Genomic DNA, 21,679 nt, shown 5'->3' with positions numbered 1-21,679 from the left:
CTTTTAGCCCAATATGCTGAGAAAATCAGTTGCAATATTACTTTTTCTGATTGTGGTTATCACCGCTGCCGGGTGGATACTGCTGGCAGGCAGTTTGCCACGTTACGAAGGAGAACAGTCTGTAGCCGGACTGCTGCACACCGTAACTGTAGAGCGGGATAGTGTCGGTAGTGTCACGCTGACGGGTGATAACCGACTGGATCTGACGAAAGCGTTAGGTTACGTTCATGCTCAGGAACGATTCTTCGAGATGGATTTATTGCGTCGCAAAGCTGCCGGCGAGCTGGCAGAACTTTTTGGCAGCCCGGCTTTGTCGGCAGACCGAAGTGCACGCAAACATCGTTTTCGCAGCCGCGCACAAGCAATGTTGATCGCATTGCCGGATAATCAGCGTGAGTTGTTAAATGCTTATACAGCGGGGGTTAATCAGGGTCTGGCAGATCTCACGATCTGGCCATTCTCTTATCTACTGATACAGACTGCTCCTCAAAATTGGTGTAGTGAAGACAGTCTGCTCGTCATTATGGCTATGTACCTGACCCTGCAGGAAGCCAGTATTCATCGCGAGCCAAAACTTTCTGTGATGCACTCCATCCTGCCGGAGGCTGCTTACCGTTTTTTAGCTGCCAGCGGCGGTGAATGGGATGCCCCGTTAGAAGGCAAGCTGCTTGAATGGCCACGATTTCCAGAAGAAAATGAGCTGGATTTGCGTACTCTCGATAAAAGCCTGTTGCAGGATATTGAATTTGAAGAAGTATATTCGGCCGGCAGTAACGGATTTGCTGTCATGGGCCATCTGGCAGATGGCAAGGCATTAATTGCCAATGATATGCACCTCGGTTTACGAGTGCCTAATCTCTGGTTTCGCACCCGCCTGGTTTACCCTGACCCTGAAGACTCTGAACATATGACCGATATTACCGGCGTCAGCCTGCCAGGAGCACCCGCAATCGTGGTAGGTACAAATCGTCACATTGCATGGGGATTTACCAATGCTTATGGTGATTTCGCCGACTGGGTACGGGTTACCCTCCATCCAGAGAATCTCTCCCTTTATTACGATCGAGGCGAATGGAAACCATTGGCAATTTATAGTGAAATGATAAATGTCAAGGGTGCCCCCGCTGAAACGCTAGTTATCGCCGAAACCAGCTGGGGGCCTATTCTAGAAAGCGAACACGATAGTACACCGCTTGCACTGGCATGGGTCGCGCACCGCATTGGCGCCGTCAATCTTGATCTCATCCGGCTTGAATCAGCCCAAACCGTTCATGATGCTGTCAGGATTGCTCCAGATATAGGTATTCCGGCACAGAATTTTATTATTGGGGACGACACTGGTGATATTGCATGGACAATCGCTGGCCGCCTACCCGCGCGTCATGGTAACTTTGACTCTCACCTACCCGGGAACTGGGATAAAGGCGACATCGGTTGGCAAGGCTGGATAGCAGCTGAAAACTACCCGCGCATTATCAACCCCCCCGGTGCACGAATCTGGAATGGCAATTCACGCATGATCGACGGCGACATGCTCACCGGACTCGGAGACGGCGGCTATGAATTGGGTGCCCGCAGCCGGCAAATTCGTGATGGCCTGATGGCAACAGATCGATTCTCACCTGTCGATTTGCTGGAGATACAGCTGGATGACCGTGCCATGTTGCTGGAACGCTGGAAACAATTACTCGATAACGTGTTATTGGATCAAACGGCTGACTGGAGCCAGGCCATGCGGATGGGATTACGTGACTGGGATGGGCGCGCTTCTGACCAGTCGGTATCCTACCGATTGGTCAGAAATTTTCGCCATGAAGTCATGCGAAGTGCATTGAGTGGTTTTGCTGCAAAAATAAAAGCCAGCCAGCCAGGCTTCTCGCTGCCAAGGTTGAATCAGATTGAACATGCCGTCTGGCAGTTGCTCGAGCATCAGCCACCACACTTGCTGTCACCAGGTTATCAAAACTGGCAGAATCTACTTGTGTCATGCGCAGAACGTATTGCCAAAATAGCCCAATCACAGTCAGGGGGAATAGCAGCTTATTCCTGGGGAAAAGAAAATACTGCAGAAATCCGGCACCCACTCAGCCAGGCGCTACCCGAATGGCTTGCCAGATGGCTGGATATGCCAGCTGATCCTTTACCTGGTGATCATCATATGCCCCGTGTCCAGGCGCCCAATTTTGGGGCTTCCATACGGTTTGGAGTTGCACCAGGTGATGAAGTCGCTGGATACTTTCACATGCCGGGGGGGCAAAGCGGCCATCCACTTTCTCCCTACTATGGTACTGGCCATGCTGACTGGGTAGCCGGACTTACCAGCCCGTTTCTGCCTGGCACAAGTAACTACACGTTGTTATTAATTCCCACTAATTAACCAAGGAACTCTGATATGAAAAAATTCTCCCTGATACTGATCAGTGCATGGATCGGTTTATTCTCAACCAGCGCCATCTCCAGCGATCCAGATACTCGTCACGTTATTCCACTCAATAAAATGCAGCGCCATCATCTTTTATCCGAGATGCGTGCCTTGCTTGAAGGTATGCAGGTTATTCTGCAGTCGCTGGCTAAGCAGGACATGACTGCAATTGCAAAACACGCACGCAGCCTGGGCACGGAAATGCCCCGTACCGGTGAGCGACATTTACACGAAATTCTGCCCAAACCCTTCGTTGCGATGGGTATGCAAGTTCATCGGGGGTTTGACCAAATTGCAGCAGAAGCAGAAACATCACAACACCCTCAGACTATGCTGCAACAATTAAGTGATATCACCCGTATTTGTGCAGATTGCCATGCAACTTACCAGGTCCGGTTACGCACAGCATCCGACCACAGCGAATCGGACGAACCCCATCACCATCGCCATCACTAGAAGTTTCTGTTAGCCCGCTACAAGTATTGGTTAGATAACCACATCTCAATATATTTGAAATCGTGTCGATATACTTTACACTTTCAATAAATGACACGGTTCAAGTGATGCCAACCAACACACAAAAAAAGCTGCTGGTAGTAGAAGATGATCCAGGGCTGCAAAAACAACTCCGCTGGAGTTTTGATAATTTCACCGTGGTCACTGCCGCCGACCGGGAAAGTGCGCTGGCTCAAATACGGCGGCATACACCCGCAGTTGTTACCATGGACCTTGGCCTACCGCCAGATATAGATGGCGCGACAGAAGGACTTGCCACCTTGCAACAAATTCTGGAGCTAGCTCCTGACACCAAGGTTATCGTATTAACCGGAAACCAGAATCGCGAGAACGCATTAAAAGCTATTAGCCTGGGAGCGTATGATTTCCATCAAAAGCCTTTTGACGCAAGCGTGCTCAACCTGATTGTCAGCCGGGCATTCTATCTGCATCAACTACAATGCGAAAACCGCGAGCTACTTGAATCCTCCGAAAATACGATCATATCCGGATTCATTTCTAATGACCCAAACATGATCAAGCTTTGCCAGCAGGTGCAGCGTATTGCCTCATCCGATATTTCTGTCGCATTACTGGGAGAAAGTGGCACCGGTAAGGAACTGCTGGCCCGCGCGTTACATGAACTAAGTGGCAGGAAGAAACATAATTTTGTTGCAGTTAACTGTGCAGCCATCCCAGAAAACTTGCTGGAATCCGAGTTATTTGGTTATGAAAAGGGCGCATTTACCGGTGCAACAAAACAGACACCCGGTAAAATCGAGTCAGCCCAGGGAGGCACTTTCTTTCTCGACGAGATCGGAGATCTTCCATTTTCACTACAGTCCAAATTACTGCGTTTTTTGCAGGAGCACAAAATCGAGCGAATTGGGGGGCGCGAAGAAATTCAAGTTGATGTCCGAATCGTATGTGCGACTCACCAGAACCTGAAAGACATGATTGCGGCCAGAACCTTCCGGGAGGATTTGTTTTATCGCTTGAGCGAGACCACGATTCAAATACCGCCATTACGTGATCGCATTGGCGATGCGGTATTACTTGCACATTTTTTCAAAAACCGGTTTTGTGCCAAAGATAAACGTCATGGATTGAGTTTTAGTCAGGAAGCGCTGAATGCGATCGATAACTATCAATGGCCAGGTAATGTACGTGAAGTTGAGAATTGCATCAAACGTGCGGTTGTGATGGCGCAAGGTAATCAAATCTCGGTGGAGGATTTAGGTCTGATGCCTGCCAATAAACCAACTGAGCCGGCTACTCTGCGTGAAATAAGGGAAAAAGTAGAATGCGAAACTCTGGTTAAAGCACTCGCCAGGGTAGACGGTAACGTTGCCAAAGCAGCAGAACTACTGGGCGTGACCCGGCCAACCCTCTATGATTTAATGAACCGATATGGTCTTAATAAAGCCAGTACTAAAAACTTGACACATTGAAAGGTATGAAGTGCTTTCATAGGAAGGGTACGCTTGAATCGGATCAAGCCAGTTTTACCTGCACATTTTATAAATTACGTTTCTGATCCACTGACATGCCCACTCTTTACCATGAATTAATTTTCAGATCGGCTGACCGTTCTGCCCATGCCGTCGCATTGATCGATCGCCAGCAAAAAACCGACTATGCCACACTCGCTAATACTACCCGTTCATTTGCGAATGCTTTAAACATTCATGCCCATGCTCGCGGGGAACGTCTGGCTGTTTACCTCGAAAAGCGTACTGAAGCCGTTATCGCCATGTTTGGGGCCTGTGCCGCTAGTGGAGTATTTGTACCAATCAATCCCTTACTTAAAACCGAGCAGGTTGCCTACATCTTGCAGGACTGCAATGTCAGGATACTGGTTACTTCTCTCGAACGTTACAAGCTGCTGCTATCTGCTCTACCATCCTGTCACGATTTACGTATGGTTATTCTTGTTGAGGATGTCATGCCACCATCCGTCCCTCCCGGTCTGGAAGTAATCAGCTGGCAGTCATTCCTGAAGATGACCCCTGATCAGAATTACTGTCCACGCATGATCGATAGCGATATGGCAGCGATTTTGTATACCTCCGGTAGTACCGGAAAACCGAAGGGAGTCGTACTTTCTCACCGCAATCTGGTCACTGGCGCCAAGAGTGTTGCTCAATACCTCGACAATCATCCGCAGGATCGCATCCTATCCGTGCTCCCGTTAAGTTTCGATTACGGGCTGAATCAGTTGAATACCGCCTTTTATGTCGGCGCGACTGCCGTGCTGATGAATTACCTGCTGCCCAGAGATATTCTGCAATTGATCAGGCAAGAAAACATCACCGGACTTGCAGCCGTGCCACCGTTATGGGTGCAGCTTGCGCAGCTGGACTGGCATGGCATTGATTCGTTACGCTATATTACCAATTCCGGCGGCGCGATGCCGCAAGCGACATTGGCGCGGCTACGTAATATTTTGCCTGCCACACAGATTTATCTGATGTACGGTTTGACTGAAGCCTTCCGCTCGACCTTTCTGCCGCCCAATCAGGTGGATAAGCGCCCTGATTCCATGGGCAAAGCCATCCCCAATGTAGAAGTAATGGTACTGCGTGAAGATGGCTCCCACTGTGCGCCAGGAGAACCTGGCGAGCTGGTGCATCGTGGCCCGCTGGTTTCTATGGGTTACTGGAATGATCCCGACAAGACCGCCGCCTGTTTCAGGCCGATTACTCCCCGCCAATCAGGGTTGACCATTCCAGAGCTGGCGGTATGGTCTGGCGATACCGTGCGCATGGATGAGGAAGGATATTTATATTTCATCGGTCGTCGTGATGACATGATCAAGACTTCGGGTTATCGAGTCAGTCCAACTGAAATAGAAGAAGTGGTTTATGCGACTGAAACGGTTGCTGAAACAGCAGCCTTTGGTGTCGCTCATCCCACACTCGGTCAGGCAATTGTCGTGGTGGCGTTACCCGTGGACGGAGCAGATACAGTCAAGGAAAAGATTCTTGCCGCCTGCAAACAGCACTTGCCTGCTTTTATGCAGCCCGCCCTGGTTGAGCTCAGACAAGCCAGTCTACCGCGCAATCCCAATGGTAAGATTGACCGCAAAACTCTGGCTGCAGAGTTTGCACCTTTTTTTGAGACAGAACAATCATGAAAACTGGCCAACCACTTCACAGTGCCTTGCTACAACCCTTCCCAATAGAAAATCACTGTCTCGTCGTTGGCGGTGTGTCGCTTACCCGTTTGATGCAGCGGGTCGGGCGAACTCCGTTCTATGCGTATGACCGGCAATTGATCCGCGAGCGCGTCGGGTTATTGCGGCAATACCTCCCGCATGGCATTCATCTGCACTATGCAATGAAAGCCAACCCCATGCCTGCCGTCGTACAGCATCTGGCGCAATGGGTGGATGGAATTGATGTGGCGTCAGCAGGTGAGATGAAAGTTGCGCTGGATACCGGAATACCACCAGAAAATATCAGTTTTGCCGGACCGGGGAAAAGCCGCCAGGAACTCGCTTGCGCCATTGCTGCCGGCATTGTTCTGAATATTGAATCCGAGCAAGAGCTGACAACCATCACCGAACTCGCTCAACAAATGTCCCTACGTCCCAAAGTGGCCATCCGTGTCAATCCGGATTTTGAACTCAAGTCATCCGGCATGAAAATGGGGGGGGGTGCGAAGCAGTTTGGTATCGATGCGGAGGCCGTTCCGGCGGTACTCGCGCGCATTGCCAAAATCAATATTGATTTTGAAGGCCTGCATATTTTCAGTGGCTCACAGAACCTGAAAGCGGAAGCAATCCAGGAGTCACACGAAAAAACGCTACAACTTGCTGTTCAGCTCACTGCCGCCTCACCAATTGCTGTGCGTACCATCAATATTGGCGGCGGACTCGGCATTCCTTATTTTCCGGGTGAACAGCCACTAGATCTGGCTGTAATTGGCCGAAATCTTGAAAAACTGTTGGTAGAATTTGCACCCGCATTACCCGGCGTACAGTTTGTGATGGAACTGGGCCGTTATCTCGTGGGTGAGGCCGGAATCTACGTCTGCAAGATTCTGGACAAAAAAGTTTCCAGAGGACAAGTTTTTCTAGTAACCGATGGGGGTTTACACCATCATCTGGCCGCCTCAGGGAACTTTGGCCAGGTAATCCGTAAAAACTATCCTGTTGCCATAGGAAATAAAATGGATAAGGCTGATACCGAGATCGTATCAGTAGTCGGTCCGCTGTGTACCCCGCTTGATTTGCTGGCTGACCGGATGATGCTTGCCAGAGCAGAACCTGGTGATCTTGTCGTCGTCTTTCAGTCCGGCGCTTATGGGCTGACCGCCAGCCCCCTGGCTTTCCTTGGTCATCCTGCTCCGGCTGAAGTGCTGGTTTAGGTGACTGAACACGAATATCCTTTATATTTCCGCGTGTCATTATCTGTAATGCTGGCAATTTGAACAGGGCCAGCGAAAGCATTATTTCTACATCAATTCAGGAGGCAGCATGAGTGGCATTTGTGGCTGGTTGGAGACAAATTGCGCCGCAACCGATAGTCGGCAGATAACAGAACGCATGACGAGACCACTGGCTGGTTTCGACAACAGTCCAATACAAACGATTATTAAAAATGATTGTGCGTTAGCCATTGCTGCAGCGCCTCACCTTGCCCATCTGCATGAAGCTGACGATTTACTGGTTGTTATCTACGGTGATGTTCGATTCAGGCAGACCACACCTCAGGAAAACAGTCCATCGAACGCTGTGGCAGTGGCTCTCGCCCATCAATGGCGGCAGCGAGGAAAATCCGTTCTGGCAGAACTTGCCGGAGAGTTTGTATGTTGCGTACTTGACCGGAAAGCAGGTGAGCTGAATCTGGCTATCGATCCGATGGGCACGCGCGCCTTGTATTATCAACCCATAAGAAACGGGCTGGTATTTGCCACTCGCGCCGACTCCATCCTGGCGCACCCGCAAGCTATTTCCGACATCAACCCTCAAGGCATCTTCAATTATTTTTATTTTCATATGATTCCTGCGCCTGATAGCATTTATCAGGCGCAAAAGAAGCTGCTTCCAGGTGAATTGCTGACATTTTCTCATGGGCAGATTCAGTGTAAGCGTTACACGCAAACGCGATTCAATGAAATTAGCAATCGCCCCTTTCCGGAGCTTAAGCAGGAATTTCTGGCTCTGCTGAAATCCAGTGTCCGCGAGGCGACACAAAACCAGCAGGTTGGCACCTTTCTGAGTGGAGGTACGGATAGCTCCACACTGGCAGGTATATTGACCGAGGTGACAGGTAAGCCGGCAAAAACTTATTCCATTGGCTTCGAGGCTGAAGGATATGATGAGATGTCTTACGCACGTATTGCTGCTCGTCATTTTTCAACCGACCATCACGAATACTATGTCACACCCGATGATGTGGTAGCCGCTATTCCCAGGATTGCCTCGATCTTCGATCAGCCGTTCGGCAATGCCTCCGCCATCCCAGCTTACTACTGCGCGCGCATGGCAAAACAGGACGGACTTGACAGATTACTGGGTGGGGATGGTGGCGATGAGCTCTTTGGTGGCAATACGCGCTATGCCAAGCAGCATGTTTTTTCACTATATGACAGGATTCCGGCCTGGTTACGCAATAGCATTATCACTCCATTGGTTTTGTCATTGCCCTCCGAGTCTGGCCCGACATTGACTAAAAAAGCGCGGAGCTATGTCGCACAGGCAACCGTTCCTATGCCGCATCGAATGGAAACTTATAACTTATTGGTGCGCTATGGTGTCAATACAGTTTTTTCCGATGAATTTCTGGCACAGATTCAGCCAGATTACCCTGCTGTCCTGCTTGAACAGACTTATAACGAATCACAGACAAGCAGCCTGATCAACCGCATGCTGGCACACGACTGGAAATTTACACTGGCAGACAATGATCTACCCAAAGTGGTGCAGGCCTGCCAACTGGCAGAGATGGAAGTTGCCTTTCCGTTTCTCAATCATGCAATGGTTGCTTTTTCTGCGCAGCTTTCACCTCAGCTGAAACTCAAAGGTACCCAGTTACGCTATTTCTTCAAGCAGGCACTGCATGATTTTCTACCCGATGAAATCATTGCCAAACAAAAACAGGGTTTTGGTCTGCCATTTGGTGTGTGGCTACAAAACGACAAAGGACTCAAGGAAATTGCAGCGGACAGTCTGCACGACTTGAAATCACGTCACATCATACGTGATGGGTTTATAAACACCCTACTGGACCAGCATTTACATGAGCACGCAGGCTATCATGGCACCATGGTCTGGCTGTTGATGATGATGGAATATTGGCACAAACAACATACCCCCGCCACAACCACATAGTTGTGTTGATTTTTATCATGGAGTTTGGGTTAATTTATGATAAATTGCTAACATTTTTATGTCTCATCATGACGACAGATTTGTTTTAGCCTGGCCGGAGGTAATGGAGGCACGAACACCCTGAGTTAGCAAAACTTTGACTTTCAGTCTGAGTTTAGAGGTGAATCATTAACTTATTCCTTGATTTAATAGCTGAATAGCGTAATAGAATCCAGTCCAGGGCACCTCTAAAAATCCAGAGTTCTCATTCCAAATCAGGCACACAAGCCCAGGAGAGGATGCTCGCAAGTATGGATTTTTAGAAACACCCTGGATTCAGAGTGAATTACAGATCCTATTCAAACCATGCTTTATTAAGAGAATGCCATGAATGATATTGAAGCTGCTTTTAATGAATATTTTGAAATCGTTAGCGCCGATACTCCAGAACTGCTTAAAGAGGTTTTTGATCTACGTTACCGTATATTGTGCGTACACAATACTTTTCCGGACTTCGATGGATCAAAATTCCCGGACGGATTGGAGCATGATGAATACGATGACCACTCTGTACATATTTTATTACGGCACCGTCCATCCGATATTTTTGTAGGAACAACCCGCCTGATTATGCCGGATAGGCAACATACTGAAAGAAAATTTCCAACCGAACTACATACGCGCTTTTTTCCAGGATTTGCACTTGACACCTCATCTCGCCAACAAACTTGTGAAATATCTCGCTTTGCTATTCTCAGTGAATTTTTCAAGCGCAAAAAAGATCAGGCAGCAACCCCGTCTACCAGCATGGCATCTGCTGAAAAGCATAATCGCCGTCGTTTTCCCCACCCTATGCTTGCGTTGGTGGTAGGCATCATCCGCCTGTGTGCCAAGCACAAAATTTATTATCTGCTCTCGTCTATGGACCCAGCCTTAAACAAGCTGTTGGGATTCTATGGTCTACAGCTCAATCCAATTGGGCCAACCGTCGACTATCATGGCATTCGCTGCCCCTACCATGTTTCCGTACTCGACATGCTGGAAAGAATGTATCGATACCATCGAAATATCTGGGAATTGGTTACCGATCACGGCAAGTTCTGGCCGGCCGATCTTTCATCACTACGAAGCTGCCAGCATCGATCAGCGGACACAATCAAGCTTGATGAGTATGCTCGCCTGCTTGGTTAACCTTTACCAGGCCGGAACGTGACAGGAAATTACTTACCTTGCCGTTTCAAGTCTATTTTGCTGGTTGGCCTTGTTTTTTTTAGTACGCTGACAGCAGCGGGAGAGACAGTTAAAACCGTCAGGCCGGTCATCCATCCAGGTATTAATACGGATCATCTCTCCCGTAATTTATTACGCTCTATTTTTGGGATGCGGCTCCGTACTTGGCAGGATGGTCCTCCTATTCGGGTATTCGTTTTGCCAGATGATGCACCTACTCATGGCATATTTACCAAGCAGCAACTGAATGTCTTTCCCTACCAATTACGTGCCGCATGGGATCGACTGACTTTTACCGGCACCGGGCAGGCTCCCATCATTGTGCAATCCGAAGATGAAATGTACGCGCTGATTACCAGCACACCGGGCGCTATTGGTTATTTGAGTGAAGCCAGAATTGATAAACATGTCAGGGTAATTCATGTCGATTAGCCGTGCCTGTCAGACGGTTTTCACTCGTGTGCGCCAGTATGGCATTGTGCTGGTTGCAATATTATTTCTGCCTACTACCAGTCTTGCCGATCAACCTGTACAAAATGAAAGTCTCAACTCTCTACGTATAAATGGTTTTCTGAGTCAGGGTTACGTCAAAACTGATCAGAATAATTTTTTTGGAAAAAGTGACGGCAAAGGCAGTTTGGATTTCCGCGAGTTAGGTTTGGCAGCATCACTCCGTCCTACTGAAAAACTGCAGCTCTCAGGACAACTGCTGTGGCGCAGGGCTGGAGAAGGTAGCCGACGCGGCATCAGTATTGATTTTGGTTTTCTGGATTACAGCTTCGTTACCAGGCCAGCTGGCGAGCTAGGCATTCGCTTAGGCAGAACCAAAAACCCATTGGGGTTTTACAATGATACGCGCGATGTCCCTTTTACCCGCCCCAGTATCATATTGCCTCAATCAATCTATTTTGACCGCACACGTAATCTGGCGCTGGCTTCTGACGGCGCGCAACTCTATGGTGAATCCCGTACTGACTGGGGCAATCTCACCGCACAGTTTGGCACGGTTTTTCCCCAGGTACATGATCGCGATACAGAAGTATCTATTCTTGGCGCAAACCGGCCGGGGGATCTGAAAACCAGACTCTCCTATGTGGGTAGAGTCGTATATGAACTGCCAAATGGACGTTTCCGGTTTGCGGTAAGCGGTGCACAGGTCAATGCGGGTTATGATCCCGGCGCCGATGATCGACTTGCTTCGGGTTCGCTCAAGTTCACCCCCCTGATTCTATCAGCACAATACAACGCGGAACGCTGGAGTATCACCTCCGAATATGCGCTCCGTATGTTCCAGTTACAAAATTTTGGTATTCGTGCTTTTGAGCAAAAATTTACCGGGGAAAGCATTTATCTGCAGGGCACTTACCGCCTCACCCCCAAATGGGAAGCCATGTTACGCTATGATCTGCTATTTACTGATAGAACCGACCGTAACGGAAAAGAATATGCCGCCACGACTGGACGTCCGGCGCATTTCCGCTTTGCCAGGGATGTGACAATTGGGTTACGCTGGAACGTCACACCGTCCATCATGCTAGCAACCGAGTATCATCACATTAACGGTACTGCCTGGCTCTCCAATCTGGACAATCCTGACATTGCTCATGCCAAGCAACATTGGAACCTGTTCTCATTTCAGGCTTCCTACCGTTTCTGATGCCTCTATAAATGAAACCCGTTACTTCCAGGCATAGTAGCGCATCGCAAAATCATAGCACCAGGCTACCCAGGATTTTTGTTGGACTGAACTGGAAGGTTTCCTTACTGAGCAGTCTGATTTTGCTACTGGTCGTCACCACCTTCAGCTGGCTCAATTACAACAGCCTGATCGATACTATCGAACAACAGCGCGAGATGCAGTATCGACGCCATATTCGAGAAGTAGAGAGTTTGATTGGACGCAGCTCACAAAATCTTCATCAGCTTATCAGAATTATTCCCTATCTTGGGGGTATGGAAGATAGTCTGCTATCCAGAAATGCCGATACCTTATTCGAAAATTTCGACCGCTACTGGAATGTATTCCAAATCCAGAACGATATTGAAGATGTGCGTTTTTATGATGCCGAAAATCTACTGCTAGCGAGCTGGAGTAACCTCGACCCCAGCCTGAAGCGTGACAATCTGGTACTTGATCATATTCGTGAAGTCAATCAGCGGGAGCAGCCAGCAATGTCCATGATTTGCGTGGATAATTGCACGCAATACACAATTGAACCCCTGCTGATCGGCGGTACTCGCGTGGGGGTTATTGCCGTTGGCTCATCCCTGATCGATGTATTCTTGAACTTCCGGCGCGCATCCGGAGCGGATATTGGACTCATTATCAAACATGCGAGTGCCATGCCTGATCTGCCACCTGACAGCGACATGCATATTTCCGAATGGAACAGCCATATCACCGCATTGACCAGTAATCAGAAAAACCTTGCACTAATACAACAGGCTGCGGAGCAACACCCCGATCTGCAAGCGATTGCTGATGGTATACAAATTGAATTTAACAAACGGCATTACCGGATAAAATCATTGCCGCTCAAGAATATTAGCTCGGCTGACCAGGCACAACTGATTATCGTCACTGAGATCTCCGGGACGATTCAAGTGATTCAGGAATCGATCTGGCGTATTGTCGTAATTGGTCTGATAGGCTTGATTTTGTCAGAAGTTGTGTTGTTCGGCCTGCTCTCCAGACCCCTATCCCGTCTTACCCATATCGCATCAACTCTGCCACGACTGGCCGGTGGAAATTTCAGCGATTTTCGCAATGTACTTGCTATTTCCAGGCGAAAACGCTACCTCAATGATGAGATCGACCTCCTCTACGATGCTTCGCTAACTCTGTCTCACCGGCTCGAACAGATGGAGGAAAAAATTGCCTATCGCAGAAAAATGCTGGTCGATCAACGTGACGCACTTAATAAAGAAAAGAATTTTGTTGAGCATCTGCTGGATACGGCACAAGTTATCATTCTGACTCAGGATGCAGATGGCAAAATCGTAACAATGAATGCCTTTGGTGAACGATTGACTCATTACAGCGAAAGTGAGTTACAAGGCGAACATTTTCTGGCTTTACTATCGCCTGACAATGAAAATCAGCATATCAACGCTCATTTGTTGAATATTCAGCAAGGTCAGCGCGATCAATTGCGGCATGAAGCTATTGTAATGTGCAAAGATCACTCGAAACGCCATATTGCCTGGCTGCATTCGCGCCTTAACTGGGATATCAATGATGATTCCTCTCAGGTTTTATCAGTCGGGTTAGATATTACCGAATATAAACGTGTTGAAGGACATCTGGCATGGCTGGCAGATCATGATCCCTTGACAAATCTCTATAACAGACGCCGTTTCAGCGAGGAACTTGAACAGATACTCGAGTGGGCAAAACGGTATCAGCATCCTGGCGCACTTTTATTTTTTGATCTTGATCGTTTTAAATATATCAATGATACCAGTGGCCACCAGACAGGCGATGCGCTGCTGCGTATGGTGGCCAATCTTCTATTACAAACCATTCGCCAGGCAGATATTTCCGGCCGATTGGGTGGAGATGAATTTTCCGTAATCTTGCCGGAAATTACTCCCGATGCAGCTATTGAAGTTGCTAAAAAAATTCTTGCTCGTTTAAACGAGGCGCAATTCAAATTTAATGGCCGGACTTATAATATTGCAGCCAGCATCGGCATTGCAATTTTCCCCGATCATGGTGACAATGTTCATGACCTGCTTGCTGCCGCCGACTTGGCCATGTACCAGGCCAAAGAGACCGGGCGCGGCACCTGGCACCTTTTCTCGGATGATGACAAGTCACGCGAGCGTGTCCATACCTTGGTACATTGGCGCGAGAAGGTTGAATATGCTTTTTTACACAATCAGTACGTGCTTTATCTGCAACCCGTTCTGTCATTGAATGATGGTCAAATTCATCACTACGAAGTACTTCTGCGCATCCATGATGAGAATGGAACCACCCATTCACCGGCCCAATTTATCTCCGCAGCGGAACAAACGGGTCTCATTCACAAAATCGATCATATGGTATTACGCAAAGCAGTCGTATTAGCTGCGCGAATCAATCATCAGAATGAGAGACGAATTGGGTTATCAATCAATCTGTCCGCGCACGCTTTTAATGACCCCGGATTATTACCTGTTATCAACAAAGCCATCGCATCTTGTCAGATTGACCCCTCATTGCTGATGTTTGAGATCACCGAAACAGCAGCACTCGACAACTTACCCGGCACCCGTAATCTGCTGCGTGAACTCAAGACGCTTGGTTGCGGTTTTACTCTGGATGATTTTGGGGTTGGCTTCTCCTCGTTTTATTATTTACGCGAACTACCTGTAGATGCCGTTAAAATCGACGGATCCTTCATTCGTAATCTCGACAATAACCCAGACGATCAAATACTCGTTGCCGCTCTTTGTAGTGTGGCCAAGGGTTTTGGAAAAAAAATTACAGCTGAATTTGTAGAGAATCAGTCAATACAGGATATGCTAAAGAGCTTTGAAATTGATTTTGCACAGGGTTATCACATTGGCAGACCTGCACCAGCAGAAAGTCTTTTTCCTGACCAGGACAATCAAATTTAATCGAGGAAACGTGGAATCATCATGATCACCGGACTTTTTGAAACAGATATCTCCAGCTTAAAACTGCTTCATCGTGGCAAAGTGCGCGACATATACGAAATCGATGAAGACAACTTATTGATTATACAAACCGACCGCATTTCTGCATTCGATGCCGTCTTACCAACACCAGTACCAGGAAAAGGAGCAATCCTGACGAGTATTTCTCAATTCTGGTTCAATAAGCTAGCGCACATCATACCCAATCATCTTACTGGCACTGCACCTGAGTCAGCGGTATCTAGCAAAGAAAGGGATCAGGTCACCAATCGTGCTTTTGTAGTTAAAAGATTGAAGCCACTCCCTGTTGAAGCAATTGTACGTGGCTATCTTTCGGGTTCGGGCTGGAAAGACTATAAACGCACCGGCTCAATTTGCGATATTGCGCTACCTGGTGGATTACGGGAAGCTGAAAAAATCCCTGGTGGAGCAATTTTTACTCCTTCCACTAAAGCAGTATCCGGACTGCATGATGAAAATATCTCACAAAAGAAATGTGAAGAAATTTTAGGTATCACACTGGCAAATAAGATTAGCCAGTATGCGATTTCCATTTACGAAGCAGCTGCGGATCATGCCTATTCACGCGGCATCATCATCGCAGATACCAAGTTTGAATTTGGACTCGACAAAACAAACCGGCTTTATCTGATCGATGAGGTACTGACGCCCGATTCTTCACGATTCTGGCCAATGGAGAGATATCAGCCGGGAAATAATCCCCCAAGTTATGACAAACAATTTATTCGCGACTGGCTAGAAAGAATCAACTGGAACAAGCAACCACCGGCACCCTCTATTCCTGCTGACATACTGAAAAAAACTATTCAGAAATATCAACAGGCATACGAGATGCTGACAAGGTAGTCTTGCTGTGGCAACATGTATATGGCATCTGACTTAAATATTTTTAACTTATCGTGCTGAGTGGATGAGGCCGATCAATACCAAACCCTTGCGCATAGTCCACGCCAATTTCAGCCAGTTTTGCCAATATCTCAGGTGTCTCAACCAGCTCACCGATCGTTCTGATTTTATGTGTATGTGCAAAACGATTGATATCTGCAACTTTGCTAAAATCTGCCGTGTTTCTAAGCATATTGCAAATCAGGCTACCGTCAATCTTGATGAAATCTGCCTTAATATTTCTTAGCAGTTGCAATGAGTTCTGGTCGTAGTCAAAGCTGCACAGGGAAACCTGACATCCCAGGCTCCTGACATTTCTGGCAAAAATTGCACAGGCAGGTAGATTGGCAGCAGCATCTACCGTCTCTATTTCAAAACATAATCTACGTGGCTCAATCTTAGTAGCATTCAATCTTTCTTGAATGAATACAACAAACATCTTATCTTCCAGAGTACTTTTAGCTATATTGAGGCAAAGTGCGATATTTGCTTTACCTGCGTTATTCTTTAGCCACTCGATCGATTTTCTGACTACCCAGCGATCCAGTCTGGGTAGCAAATTAAAACTCTCAACCATGGGCAGAAATGCCCCAGGGGGGATCATACTGGACTCTTCCTCTGCCATTCGAATCAGAATTTCATAATAAATTTCACTAGTCTGATACGCCTGTACCGGAGTAATCTTTTGCGCATGCAAATGAAAAGCCTCCCGCTCTATTGCTTGAAGTATCTGCTCAGAAGAATCTAGTGATGATTTCTTCTGCTTATGCGAAACCGGATGAATCGAGGGACTCCGGATACTTTTTTTTTGATCCTCCACTTCAGTTGCGCTTATTGAAGCGATACTTTCGGTAGCAACAACCTGCTCTCCTTCCTTCAGAAGGCGTGGTGTGTAGAGAATATAAAATCCGATCACTTTGCCATTAGCATCAAAATGCGGCACAAATTGTCCGATAATAAGGCAAGTGGATTGATTGGCTAGCTGCTGGGTATGCTGAATTTGGAGCAGTTCGCCAGCAAGAATCTTTTCAAGAAATTGTTTGACACCCAAGTAGAAAATTTCATTCAGGCATTCATGCAGAAACTTGCCATCTATTTGTTCAGGTTTCAGTCCAAACCACTGACGAAAAGCTCGATTGTGGTAGCAACATTGTAATTCCCGATTGAAGTACGCCAGCATAACTGGAAAATTCTCATCAAGAATTTGTAATTTTGTCTTATTTTCTGCAGAGGTTTTCTCTGCCCAAAGCCGGTATTTTATTTCGTTGGCCAGTCGTTCTCTTTGTGAACCGAACTGAACAAGATATCTGGAGAAGTTTTTCTCTGTTCGCGCAATTTGCAGTATTGTCGTGCAGAGAGTGAAGACCAATATTGCCCACAACCCAATTTCAACTTGCGGCTCTACCGTCAGTTTTAAATATTCCATCAGAATCAGCAGCCCCGCTGCAGCCATCGCAATAAATGCCGATAGAAAAGGTTTGATCGTATTTACCCTGGAATCGATGTATGCACTCATTCTGTCACGTCATCAAAAGTTAAATTCAAACTTGCAAAATGCTTTCATATTAATTGTATTTAGCTATTGGGTAATTAACTGCCCACAGCTTCCAGAGACTCCCGGGAGTCAAGCTGAATACCTGAGTTGATCTCTCGCCCAACGTACTTATTGTTAGTTTTGTAATCCGCCTTTTTTTTAGCAAATCCAGCAAAGGTACAAACCAAGTACTTTCAAGCTTTACAAGCTCATCTCGCCATGTAGTGAAATCCCGGTAACAAACAGAGCTCTGAAAATTATCAAACAGAATCAATTGCTTTCTCTCCTGCAGACTGGATAACCAGTCATATGCATTGGAGGGCAGGGATTGGCACTCCATACCAGCAGCATTAGCCAGGCCTTGCGCAAACTCATGATTACTCCACATTTCACAGGGTAATACCTTCAGGTTCTGTGGCATAACACCACCACCCCATATCCATAAACTATTGATAGCTGGCTCTCCATGCATTTCTCGCTGCAGATTGACAGGATGCTCATGCAGCAACATCTGGATTTCGTTAACCCACTTTATCCATTCGATACTGTCGCCACCCACCGGCAACTGGTTATTGATATTCTTGCCTGCAACTTCACCCAGAAGAGTAGTCCGCATGACTGGTGTCTCATCGCTATGTACATACCAACGATGCGGATGGATCGGTAGCAAGGCCAATCTATTCTTTGCGAGCAACTCGTTAATGCTATCGGCGAGATCACCGGCTTCTTTAGGTGAAATATTCAGCATTCGGCTATCCACCAGAAGAATATGGTTATTTTCGATTCGCAAATGAACCGGATCAGCACGTAACCAGTAACCATCAGCAGTTCTGCCAATATTCCCGCTATCCAGTTTTGCCATGATGGGTGCAATCGGCCAATCTTGCTGCTTCTCTATCTTAAAAAACTGACATAGCCAGGCTTCGATCGAAGTTGCTGCAGATTCACTACATTGACTTTTTGCCAATATTTTCTCAAGGGCAGGTAGTCGCAATTGATGATAAATATCTGGCTGACCAGAATCTGGCCAAAATAAATCGGGTATAACTATATCGACATGCATGAGGCCGTACCCTTTAAAAAATATAAACTATAATAATCTTATATATCAAACTGTTAAGATGTAACCGTGAAACTATTATCGCTTATCCAGCACACTTATTTGAACAATCACTTGCAAATTTTCTAAATACATATAGAATCACGAATCATTCTCATTAACATTGCAAAATACTTAATCACTCGTTAATATATTCTGATTTAATTTAAAACTTACTCATTGAGAATTGCTATTCATGTATATTTGTGTGTGCAAGGGAGTAACCGATCGCGATATTCATGAGGCTGCCTTGAACGGTGCCATAAGAATGCGTGATATACGGATTGGTTTGGGCGTATCTGAGCAATGTGGTGTCTGCGCCTGTCATGCCAAAATGGTACTTGATAGGGCACTGCATCTAACCGACACAACAACCGTTCCCTTCAAAGACTAAGGCAATATTTTACTATTGCCAATTATTTTTAGGCTCGTCGTACAAGGAGATATCATGAAAGGCAATACTGACATCATTCGCTGGCTAAATACCCAGCTCAAGCATGAACTTACCGCTGTTAATCAGTATTTTCTGCATGCCCGTATGTATAAAAACTGGGGATTCAATAAACTTGCGGATCATGAATATCATGAATCTATTGAGGAAATGAAACATGCGGATCAATTAATCGAACGTATCCTGCTATTGGAAGGGCTACCTAACCTGCAGGAGCTGGGCAAACTGCTAATCGGAGAAACCGCCCAGGAATGCGTTACCTGTGATCTTGATCTGGAATGCACTTCTCGCGAAACATTGATTAAAGCCATCGCGGCTTGTGAATCCGCTCAAGATTTTGTCTCGCGCGAAATATTCGAGCACATCCTGGAAGATACCGAAAACCATATTGATTGGTTGGAAACGCAAAGAGATATGACACAGAAGGTTGGTATTCAGAACTGGTTACAAAGCCAAATTTAACTTACCAGCCCAAATCAGCCTACCCTGACCAGGAAATTTAAAACTACCGATCGTTACCGAGTCTGGTAACGCCTGTGCAGGGACCCGCAGCCAATTTTCGAAGAAATTGTGATTTATTTTTGCTGTGCTGGCACAGCGTGATGTATCGCCATCATTATTGGCAATCACACTTTGTTATCCTTCTCTCATCCAAAAACCGCATCGGGTGGACAATATAGTCCGAGCACAATCAGCTGGGTTTGAAACGGCAGTATGCGCTTGCAACCCACGCCTGTCTGCATATATCGGCTGCAGAATGTGCCGTATAATGCCCAGATCATTATTTAAGGCAGAACATCCTATGACTATCCATTGCCCAGAGTGCGGTAGTGAACGTGTGCATCAGTCACGGATAAGACCAGGAGAGCGCACTGCAGCCAACCTTTTTCAACTGCCATACCGCTGCCGCGACTGCAAAGCGCGCTTCTGGGGACGCAATGCAAGTGCGTATCTGGTAGCCTTGGCAAGTGGGGGATTCATACTTTTTATGGGCTCAGTACTCTGGTTTGCTTTTATCCACGACGAACCTGGCTCAATCAAATTATCATCTGGCACCGAACCAACTGCCAGGCCAGAAGCACCTTCTTCAAATTCGTTACTTTCTTCTGCTATTGCGCGTGTTGACGAAATTAATACACAAACCATCAATGAGGAAAAAACACTGATACCAGACGCCAATAATCCACTTTACTATACTACCAGTCTGTTTCTTGACAAGGCGGTCAAAGGCAGCGCTGATGCACAGTATCAACTAGGGTTGCTTTACCTGACAGGTAAAGGTACGCTACAGGATTTTTCGGAAGCTGCAAAATGGCTGATTTTAGCCGCAGAACAGAATCATTCCCTTGCTCAATATGAGCTTGGGTTACTCTATCAGGTCGGCCAGGGTGTAGAACTAAATATGGAAAAAAGCTATATCTGGTTCAATATTGCGGCAGCTGCCGGAGTTGAACAGGCGATTCTGGCACGCGACAAGGCTATGCGCGCTTTGAGTACCGCCCAACTGAAAACCGCACAAAAAGATGCACGGGATTGGCTGGAAAACAAGCTGAGATTAAATCAGAAAGCTATCCAGAAATAGTTGCCCCCCCCGCTCTACCGACTGATGCTCTGGCGTGACCTGACTGCACTTGTGTAATTTGATTGGCAACTACTGCCAATATGCGTACAGTTGCCAAATAAAATAGCCAAACGAACCAAGACAACAGATCAGCATCACAATAGCATTACGGCGAAAATCATTAACAATAGTTATTTGCGGCTGAACAGAAATAATGTAGGGCTGCCGCTTGTCTTCTGGCCGAAAAACATGATTGGTTGTGGGTTCAACCTGTTGCATCTGGTGCAGCACCTCTGCTTCTGATCTGGCAGTACGGCGGGCTTCTTCCCATTCGCTCAGATCGATTTCACCATCATGGTTAGAGTCAAAGCGTAACAACAGTTGCTTACTATCCAGCTTCCAGCTATCGAGCAGATCACGCATAACATCGCGCAGTGAACAGTGGGTGGCCGGTGAATGAGTCGATAACTGTCCAAGCACATAGAGTCGCTGACCTGGCAATACCAGGCTTTCGGTGTAGCGGTATTCACTTTTCAGCGACATGGCGAACGGTGCGCTATCCATGATACCCGTTCGAACCGGCCACTCGGTATCTCCATACCAAACAAGCTTTTCATTGCTAATGATTTCAGCTCCGCGCGGATCAACCAGGCAGATTCCAGTTCCATCATCAAGCAGAAAAGAAGATTCACTCGTATTTTGATAAATGACCCGCCAGGTATGACGTGATTTGAAACTCGATTTGCATTCGATCACACTCTGATACCAGATGCAGCGGTGATTGGATAATGGCGCGTAGATGGCGTGATCCTGCGCAAATATGCCTTTGCCTTCAATTTCGACAAAACCCTGATGCGCAGAACGCAGGCGAGATGTTGGGGTATCCTTAATCAAACGCCAGTATTTCCAGGCTCGCAAGAAAAAGTAAGAACTGACTGCAATAGCCGCAACAGTTGCAAACAGAATCGCTCCGCGATCTTCAATCACAACAATCCAAGCTCAGGTAAAGAAGCACAGAAAA

17 protein-coding genes are annotated in these 21,679 nt (G+C 47.0%); 14 read left to right on the top strand and 3 right to left on the bottom strand.

Features of this window, described 5'->3' with window-relative positions:
• Nucleotides 1-13: 13 nt before the first annotated feature.
• The 11 genes from IPG31_12290 to IPG31_12240 all read left to right on the top strand — a co-directional run bounded on the left by IPG31_12290 (nucleotide 14) and on the right by IPG31_12240 (nucleotide 15,974).
• Nucleotides 14-2,377: a penicillin acylase family protein gene (locus IPG31_12290; GenBank protein MBK6619091.1), complete on the top strand. Its 2,364-nt coding sequence runs from the start codon at nucleotides 14-16 to the stop codon at nucleotides 2,375-2,377.
• A 15-nt stretch (nucleotides 2,378-2,392) separates the two neighbouring features.
• On the top strand, nucleotides 2,393-2,878 hold the full coding sequence (locus IPG31_12285; protein ID MBK6619090.1) for a hypothetical protein: 486 nt from the start codon (nucleotides 2,393-2,395) through the stop codon (nucleotides 2,876-2,878).
• A 107-nt stretch (nucleotides 2,879-2,985) separates the two neighbouring features.
• A complete protein-coding gene (gene prsR, locus IPG31_12280) occupies nucleotides 2,986-4,368 on the top strand; it encodes a PEP-CTERM-box response regulator transcription factor (GenBank protein ID MBK6619089.1) in 1,383 nt (460 codons plus the stop codon).
• Between the two features lie 95 nt (nucleotides 4,369-4,463).
• Nucleotides 4,464-6,053 (top strand): acyl-CoA ligase (AMP-forming), exosortase A system-associated, encoded by a 1,590-nt coding sequence (locus tag IPG31_12275; protein ID MBK6619088.1) that lies wholly within the window; start codon nucleotides 4,464-4,466, stop codon nucleotides 6,051-6,053.
• Nucleotides 6,050-7,288: a pyridoxal-dependent decarboxylase, exosortase A system-associated gene (locus tag IPG31_12270; GenBank protein MBK6619087.1), complete on the top strand. Its 1,239-nt coding sequence runs from the start codon at nucleotides 6,050-6,052 to the stop codon at nucleotides 7,286-7,288. The genes IPG31_12275 and IPG31_12270 overlap by 4 nt, the downstream gene beginning before the upstream one ends.
• Nucleotides 7,289-7,397: 109 nt before the next feature.
• On the top strand, nucleotides 7,398-9,254 hold the full coding sequence (locus tag IPG31_12265) for an asparagine synthase (GenBank protein MBK6619086.1): 1,857 nt from the start codon (nucleotides 7,398-7,400) through the stop codon (nucleotides 9,252-9,254).
• Nucleotides 9,255-9,620: 366 nt separating this feature from the next.
• Complete coding sequence (locus IPG31_12260; GenBank protein MBK6619085.1) at nucleotides 9,621-10,424, top strand: PEP-CTERM/exosortase system-associated acyltransferase; 804 nt, start codon at nucleotides 9,621-9,623, stop codon at nucleotides 10,422-10,424.
• Nucleotides 10,425-10,511: 87 nt separating this feature from the next.
• Complete coding sequence (locus tag IPG31_12255) at nucleotides 10,512-10,895, top strand: hypothetical protein (GenBank protein MBK6619084.1); 384 nt, start codon at nucleotides 10,512-10,514, stop codon at nucleotides 10,893-10,895.
• A gap of 58 nt (nucleotides 10,896-10,953) precedes the next feature.
• Nucleotides 10,954-12,120, top strand: coding sequence for a hypothetical protein (locus IPG31_12250; GenBank protein MBK6619083.1), 1,167 nt, complete (start codon nucleotides 10,954-10,956; stop codon nucleotides 12,118-12,120).
• A gap of 11 nt (nucleotides 12,121-12,131) precedes the next feature.
• Nucleotides 12,132-15,068: an EAL domain-containing protein gene (locus IPG31_12245; GenBank protein MBK6619082.1), complete on the top strand. Its 2,937-nt coding sequence runs from the start codon at nucleotides 12,132-12,134 to the stop codon at nucleotides 15,066-15,068.
• 21 nt (nucleotides 15,069-15,089) lie between these two features.
• Nucleotides 15,090-15,974 (top strand): phosphoribosylaminoimidazolesuccinocarboxamide synthase, encoded by an 885-nt coding sequence (locus IPG31_12240; protein MBK6619081.1) that lies wholly within the window; start codon nucleotides 15,090-15,092, stop codon nucleotides 15,972-15,974.
• Between the two features lie 43 nt (nucleotides 15,975-16,017).
• Here the strand turns inward: IPG31_12240 and IPG31_12235 are convergent, their stop codons facing one another.
• Together IPG31_12235 and IPG31_12230 are read right to left on the bottom strand one after the other, a co-directional pair.
• Complete coding sequence (locus IPG31_12235; GenBank protein ID MBK6619080.1) at nucleotides 16,018-17,529, bottom strand: EAL domain-containing protein; 1,512 nt, start codon at nucleotides 17,527-17,529, stop codon at nucleotides 16,018-16,020.
• A gap of 49 nt (nucleotides 17,530-17,578) precedes the next feature.
• The gene (locus IPG31_12230) at nucleotides 17,579-18,610 is read right to left on the bottom strand and encodes a hypothetical protein (GenBank protein MBK6619079.1); all 1,032 of its coding nucleotides are present in this window, start codon (nucleotides 18,608-18,610) and stop codon (nucleotides 17,579-17,581) included.
• A gap of 232 nt (nucleotides 18,611-18,842) precedes the next feature.
• Here IPG31_12230 and IPG31_12225 point away from each other — a divergent pair, with 232 nt between their 5' ends.
• From IPG31_12225 to IPG31_12215, 3 genes are all read left to right on the top strand, one after another.
• Nucleotides 18,843-19,040: a (2Fe-2S)-binding protein gene (locus tag IPG31_12225; protein ID MBK6619078.1), complete on the top strand. Its 198-nt coding sequence runs from the start codon at nucleotides 18,843-18,845 to the stop codon at nucleotides 19,038-19,040.
• Nucleotides 19,041-19,094: 54 nt separating this feature from the next.
• A complete protein-coding gene (gene bfr / locus IPG31_12220; protein ID MBK6619077.1) occupies nucleotides 19,095-19,559 on the top strand; it encodes a bacterioferritin in 465 nt (154 codons plus the stop codon).
• Nucleotides 19,560-19,899: 340 nt separating this feature from the next.
• Nucleotides 19,900-20,679, top strand: coding sequence for an SEL1-like repeat protein (locus IPG31_12215; GenBank protein ID MBK6619076.1), 780 nt, complete (start codon nucleotides 19,900-19,902; stop codon nucleotides 20,677-20,679).
• A 69-nt stretch (nucleotides 20,680-20,748) separates the two neighbouring features.
• Here the strand turns inward: IPG31_12215 and IPG31_12210 are convergent, their stop codons facing one another.
• A complete protein-coding gene (locus tag IPG31_12210; protein MBK6619075.1) occupies nucleotides 20,749-21,651 on the bottom strand; it encodes an E3 ubiquitin--protein ligase in 903 nt (300 codons plus the stop codon).
• Between the last annotated feature and the right edge of the window lie 28 nt (nucleotides 21,652-21,679).

This window comes from Nitrosomonas sp. (assembly GCA_016703745.1).
Classification (GTDB): Bacteria; Pseudomonadota; Gammaproteobacteria; order Burkholderiales; family Nitrosomonadaceae; genus Nitrosomonas.
Note: the sequence above shows the minus strand (reverse complement) of the source record. Positions and strands in the feature narration are given on the sequence as shown.

Excerpts from the sequence above, each read along its gene's own strand:
- IPG31_12290 (MBK6619091.1), top strand. The coding sequence starts at position 14 with ATGCTGAGAAAATCAGTTGCAATATTACTTTTTCTGATTGTGGTTATC.
- IPG31_12285 (MBK6619090.1), top strand. The coding sequence starts at position 2,393 with ATGAAAAAATTCTCCCTGATACTGATCAGTGCATGGATCGGTTTATTC.
- prsR (MBK6619089.1), top strand. The coding sequence starts at position 2,986 with ATGCCAACCAACACACAAAAAAAGCTGCTGGTAGTAGAAGATGATCCA.
- IPG31_12275 (MBK6619088.1), top strand. The coding sequence starts at position 4,464 with ATGCCCACTCTTTACCATGAATTAATTTTCAGATCGGCTGACCGTTCT.
- IPG31_12270 (MBK6619087.1), top strand. The coding sequence starts at position 6,050 with ATGAAAACTGGCCAACCACTTCACAGTGCCTTGCTACAACCCTTCCCA.
- IPG31_12265 (MBK6619086.1), top strand. The coding sequence starts at position 7,398 with ATGAGTGGCATTTGTGGCTGGTTGGAGACAAATTGCGCCGCAACCGAT.
- IPG31_12260 (MBK6619085.1), top strand. The coding sequence starts at position 9,621 with ATGAATGATATTGAAGCTGCTTTTAATGAATATTTTGAAATCGTTAGC.
- IPG31_12245 (MBK6619082.1), top strand. The coding sequence starts at position 12,132 with ATGAAACCCGTTACTTCCAGGCATAGTAGCGCATCGCAAAATCATAGC.
- IPG31_12240 (MBK6619081.1), top strand. The coding sequence starts at position 15,090 with ATGATCACCGGACTTTTTGAAACAGATATCTCCAGCTTAAAACTGCTT.
- IPG31_12235 (MBK6619080.1), bottom strand. The coding sequence starts at position 17,529 with ATGAGTGCATACATCGATTCCAGGGTAAATACGATCAAACCTTTTCTA.
- IPG31_12230 (MBK6619079.1), bottom strand. The coding sequence starts at position 18,610 with ATGCATGTCGATATAGTTATACCCGATTTATTTTGGCCAGATTCTGGT.
- IPG31_12225 (MBK6619078.1), top strand. The coding sequence starts at position 18,843 with ATGTATATTTGTGTGTGCAAGGGAGTAACCGATCGCGATATTCATGAG.
- bfr (MBK6619077.1), top strand. The coding sequence starts at position 19,095 with ATGAAAGGCAATACTGACATCATTCGCTGGCTAAATACCCAGCTCAAG.
- IPG31_12215 (MBK6619076.1), top strand. The coding sequence starts at position 19,900 with ATGACTATCCATTGCCCAGAGTGCGGTAGTGAACGTGTGCATCAGTCA.